Annotated in this window: 5 protein-coding genes; all 5 read right to left on the bottom strand. The window is 46.5% G+C overall.

Annotated features, from left to right (window positions below; translation table 11 throughout):
• The coding region (locus ABGY95_RS07995; RefSeq protein WP_347441161.1) for a UvrD-helicase domain-containing protein at positions 1-1,591 on the bottom strand (1,591 nt) is incomplete at its 3' end.
• A gap of 5 nt (positions 1,592-1,596) precedes the next feature.
• Positions 1,597-2,016: a hypothetical protein gene (locus ABGY95_RS07990; protein WP_347441160.1), complete on the bottom strand. Its 420-nt coding sequence runs from the start codon at positions 2,014-2,016 to the stop codon at positions 1,597-1,599.
• A gap of 35 nt (positions 2,017-2,051) precedes the next feature.
• Positions 2,052-3,008 carry a methionyl-tRNA formyltransferase gene (gene fmt, locus ABGY95_RS07985; protein ID WP_347441159.1) on the bottom strand — a complete coding sequence of 319 codons (957 nt, stop codon included), beginning with the start codon at positions 3,006-3,008 and terminating at the stop codon, positions 2,052-2,054.
• Positions 3,009-3,085: 77 nt separating this feature from the next.
• Complete coding sequence (locus ABGY95_RS07980; protein ID WP_347441158.1) at positions 3,086-3,718, bottom strand: nucleoside monophosphate kinase; 633 nt, start codon at positions 3,716-3,718, stop codon at positions 3,086-3,088.
• 59 nt (positions 3,719-3,777) lie between these two features.
• Positions 3,778-4,671 carry a LysR family transcriptional regulator gene (locus tag ABGY95_RS07975; protein WP_347441157.1) on the bottom strand — a complete coding sequence of 298 codons (894 nt, stop codon included), beginning with the start codon at positions 4,669-4,671 and terminating at the stop codon, positions 3,778-3,780.
• Positions 4,672-4,957 lie beyond the last annotated feature (286 nt).

Here is a 4,957-nt window from a genome sequence, read left to right as displayed (position 1 = left end):
CTTGCTTTCGCTGCTCGTAGTTATCAAAACTTTCACGCATGAAGTCATCGTAGACCCCTTCGGTGATACTGAGGATCATATCCGATGGATGCTGATACCCCTCGCGAGTCACCAACTCATCGAGCGTGTAGCAGAGCTGCTCCCAATGGACGGCAGCCTTCTTGGGAACCTTCATTTCAAGTAGGTACTCAGAAAATGCTAGAGGTGGCTCATCTTGCTGACTAATCGGTAAAGCACTCCATGCTCTCCATAGGTTGTCGGCACTCTTTGGTCCAATACCAGGTAGCATGCCCACCATCCGTTTGAAGCAGATCTCATCGCGCCTATTTACCACGAAGCGAATGAAAGCGGACACATCTTTGATGTGAGCTTGCTCGAAAAAACGCAAACCTGAAGTAATCTGAAAAGGTATATCACGTGTGGTTAACTCCATCTGAACCTCCATACTTTGGTAATGAGCACGGTACAGTACAGCAATCTCATTTGGCTCGACCCCATCATCGATGACATCTTGGATTCGCTGGCTTACAAAATCAGCCTGAGCTTTAGGATCAGCCAGAGGAATAACTGCTGGCGTCATGCTCCCCTTCTCTCGCGATGCCCGAAGCTCTTTGGGTATTTGACTTTCATTAGCTTGGATAGCCGCGTTAGAGAGCTCTAGAATCTCTGGGCGACTACGGTAATTCGTTTCAATCTTGTAGACCTTAGCGTCAGGATAACGCCCGTGGAATGTGAGAATATTCCCCATATCTGCACCACGCCAGGAATAAATAGACTGCGCGTCATCACCCACCACCATAAGGCTATTTTTTTCTCCCACAAAAAGGTCGATCAATTCACACTGAGTGGAATTTGTGTCTTGGTACTCGTCCACCAGAACATAGCGGAATTTTCTCTGATAAAGCTCCCGTAGGTCTTCATCTTGTTTCATCAACTTTAGCGTGAGGACCAAAAGATCGTCGAAATCCATGCAATTGGTTTCCAGCTTTTTCTTGGTGTAAGCTCGCTGAAGTCTCTTGATGTCATCGACCCATTCCTGAAAATAGGAATAATTACAATCTATAACATCCTCAACGCTGGAGTGGGTGTTTTCACAGAGACTAAAAATACTAAGCAACACATCTGGCTTTGGAAATCGACGCTCTTTCGTTTCAACTTTAGCATCGTCAATGAGTTGCTTCATTAACGACTTCTGGTCATCTGTATCGAGAATTGAAAAACTGCGAGTGAATCCCAACTCGTCAGCGTGGCGACGCAGGATACGATTACAAATAGAGTGGAATGTCCCCCCCCACAGATCAGATGTATCTTGAGGGATGAGCTCTTTGACCCGCTCCAGCATCTCTCGCGAAGCTTTATTCGTGAAAGTAAGTAATAGAATGTTTTTAGCCGCAACTTTTTGGTCGAGTAAAAAAGCAACTCTGTATGTTAGAGTTCGCGTCTTTCCACTCCCTGCTCCAGCAATAACTAAAGCGTGACCAGGGCGCGAGGATACGGCAGCGAGCTGCTGCTCGTTAAGCTCAGCCTGATAATCTATTCCTGACTGAGTCCCGGCATTTTGCTTCGGGCTTAGTTTATATTCGCGGGCCATATCAGTTATGCTTGTTTTGCTAGTTTGAGGTATTTTGAGTGTTCCCCCTCGAAAAGCTCTTTACCCTCTAGCTTAAATGCTTTCTGGAGTAACTCCTTAGCTAAACCCTCGTGAGATAGCTCAAGAGCGCACTGGCCGCGGCGCAGGCAGAGGTAGGCATTGTCGTTGGATGTGGCATCTATACTGAAAACCTCTTCGAACTTATCAAATGCATCTTGGTGCTCATCCTGCTCGAAATAATTATCCGCAATGCTGGCAATCAACCAAGTGTATGCTTTCCACTCAGCCTTTGGCTCTGGGAGCAATGCAAACACCTTGTGGAGGTCTCGATTAGATGCATGGTAGCGCTCTTCTTCTTGAGCTTCTACAGCCTTATTGCAAAGTTCAACTACTTGCATTTTTAATACTGGTTCTAAATCCTTCATCGTCAATTATTAATTAGGTGTTGAGTTTCTGTCGTCTATTCACCGAGGGTATCTCCAGATGAGATTTGGCAACTTTGCAAGAAATCACTAGCCAACATGCGACGCTTACCATCTGGCTGAAGTTCAGCGATTTTAAGCGCACCATCCCCACAAGCAACAACTAGGCCGTTTTCTGTTGAAATGATCTCACCTGATGTTCCACTAGCAGTTTCCTGTACCTCAGTTTGCGGGAAGACCTTGAGTCGCTTTGATCGTCCTTTTGAGTCTTTGTAGCTAGTCGATGTCCCAGGCCATGGGTCATAAGCGCGAATTCTACGCTCTATAACGCTAGCAGGTTGACTCCAGTCAATCTCACCATCACTACGCATCAATTTAGGGACGTAATTTGAAAGCGCGTCATCTTGCGGTTGGCGTGGCGCAACATTAGAGAAAAGAAGCTCTAGCGCCTCAATTAATGCGGCAGGTCCATCATTCGCCAATATCTCATGTAGATCACCGCCAGTTATTCCAGGTGCGAGCTTAAATGGCCTCTTTAAAATAATATCACCCTCATCGAGCCCCTCTGTAACATACATTACAGTCATGCCCGACTCTAGATCTCCTTGGTCAATTGCAGCTTGGATACAGGAAGCTCCTCGATGCCTAGGCAAAAGACTCGCATGAAGATTGATGATGGCCACATTCGGGATTTCCAGTAGCGACTTCGGCAGTATTTGCCCATAAGCCATGACCACTATGATGTCAGGCTTGAGATCTCGTAACAATTGTAACTCATCCTCATTTTTGACACGCGCTGGCTGCAGGACTGGTACACCAGAGTTTACTGCAATCGTCTTGATCTTTGGAGGTGTAAGGACCTGCTTTCGACCAACAGGCTTATCTGGCTGAGTGATGAGAGCCACAGTGTTGTAAATCCCCTCGTTAACGAGAGCCTTGAATGCGGGGATAGCTATATCCCCAGTTGCCATATAGACGATGCGTTTACTAGACATAGAAATGAGTGCTGATTACTTGTACAAAAAAAGAGCTGCCAAGGCAGCCCTTTTAGAAAGAATTATTAAGACTCTTATTAGACGGAGACCTTGTCCATCTCCTTGAAGACTGGAAGCGTGGTAATCTTGGCGATAATATCATGCATCACTTTGACCGGCTGCTGAGATGCATCGATGTCAGTGCGGATATCGTCTGGATAGAAATCAAGAATTGGCTTAGTCTCCGCTTCGTAAGTGCGGATGCGATCTTCGATAACCGTATCAGAAGCATCATCCATACGGTTCTCTCGAAGGGCACGCTTGCGCATACGACGCGCTAGCTCGTTGCGGTCGGGACAGGATAAATGGAAAATATGATGTACTTCAATGTGGTCCTTGAGGATTTCAGCTTGCTTCACATTGCGTGGAATACCATCAAGAATAAGAAAGTCCGTATCAGGGAAATATACATGGCTATCTTTCCAATTTTGAATTTGTGCTTCCCACAGTTGAATGGTCAGCTCGTCTGGAACTAGTTGTCCTTTACTAGAATACTCTACAAATTGTTGTCCCAACTCGGTGCGAGTGTCGAGTGAACGGAATACATCGCCGCAGGCGCAGTGGAAGAAGCGCGGAATCATCCCCAGCGCTTTACCTTGAGTCCCCTTACCTGAGCCTGGAGCTCCAAGGATAAGGATTGCCGGGCGTTTACTTATGCTCTCAATTGCCATAAGCGGAAGTGTAGTGATGGAACATCTCAGCGCAAGCCGAATTCGGAGATTCAATGAATCTATCTAGCTGGGAAACCCTCGATGAACTCTTGGGCTGTCTTTAAAAAGCTCCGAACAATAGGCTTCATCTTCCCTTGGTGGATTCCACCAATGACCAGTGGAGAAAAGCCGTCGAGTGAGATAACATCAACACCATCAATTGGCTCCACACCAGGTATACCAACACCTATGCCTGCTCCAAAACCACGGCTGACATATTTCTGAATCAAATCTAGTGCATTCACCTCCATCGATGGCTGCCAATCAACATTCAACTTATTTAGACCGTCTTGAAAAATTTGACTGAGAGCCTCATGTGGAGGTAGCCCTACTAGTGGCAATTTTGATTCAAGTTTACCGTCATCACCCTCACGCAAAAGATCATTCAGCGACCTCACCTTGCAAGTTGAGGGTACTAGTAATACTAGGGGTATCGTCATTAGCTCGATCGACCTCAGCCCCTCACTTAACCGACCGTGGAGTACAGTAAGTGCAATATCAGCCTGCTGAGTAGTGAGCTGATTATACACATCCGATGGCTCCACTTCTTTCAATGTCAGCTTGAGATCCGGCTTGCTAAGCTTTAACCTCTCTAACACTTGGGGCAGATGATTACCCAACACCGATGCAGAGGCCGATATACGAAGGTGCTTACCGTCCTCACCTTTCAATCGTTCCTCGATATCTGGTAGGCCAGCGAAAAAAGGATAAGCAAAATCATATAACATATCGCCTGCCGGTGTGAGTGCGAATGGACGACGGCTGAAAAGCTTCACACCCAGTTCATCCTCGAGCTGGAGGATTTGCCCACTCACAGCAGGTTGCTGAATACCATAGGACATATTTCTAACTGCAGCTGTGATGCCCTCATATTTAGCAACATAGTAGAAGAGCTCTAGATGATGTAAATTCATTTGGGACGAATACCAACAACCTAGCAAGGCAAACAGCTTTATTTTGCCCTTGTATTCAAACCGGAAGTGCACCGCTTAACTTGAACAACGGCCCAGATGCTGATTAGTATCAGCACTGGCTCCACCGTTCAAAACCGAGTCTGTGCCACATGACCTATAAACATCTGTGCCGCGAAGAGCGGCATATCATATCTATCCTACGCCGCAAGGGCGAGTCCAACGCATCCATAGCTTCAACGATCGGACGTAACGTCTCAACGATCAGACGAGAGCTGAAGCGTAATGT

Origin of the sequence: Rubritalea sp., from assembly GCF_039830215.1 — a bacterium.
GTDB lineage: Bacteria > Verrucomicrobiota > Verrucomicrobiia > Verrucomicrobiales > Akkermansiaceae > Rubritalea.
The sequence above is the reverse complement of the archived record's forward strand: the minus strand, read 5'-3'. Positions and strand labels throughout refer to the sequence as shown.

Excerpts from the sequence above, each read along its gene's own strand:
- ABGY95_RS07990 (WP_347441160.1), bottom strand. The coding sequence starts at position 2,016 with ATGAAGGATTTAGAACCAGTATTAAAAATGCAAGTAGTTGAACTTTGC.
- fmt (WP_347441159.1), bottom strand. The coding sequence starts at position 3,008 with ATGTCTAGTAAACGCATCGTCTATATGGCAACTGGGGATATAGCTATC.
- ABGY95_RS07975 (WP_347441157.1), bottom strand. The coding sequence starts at position 4,671 with ATGAATTTACATCATCTAGAGCTCTTCTACTATGTTGCTAAATATGAG.
- ABGY95_RS07980 (WP_347441158.1), bottom strand. The coding sequence starts at position 3,718 with ATGGCAATTGAGAGCATAAGTAAACGCCCGGCAATCCTTATCCTTGGA.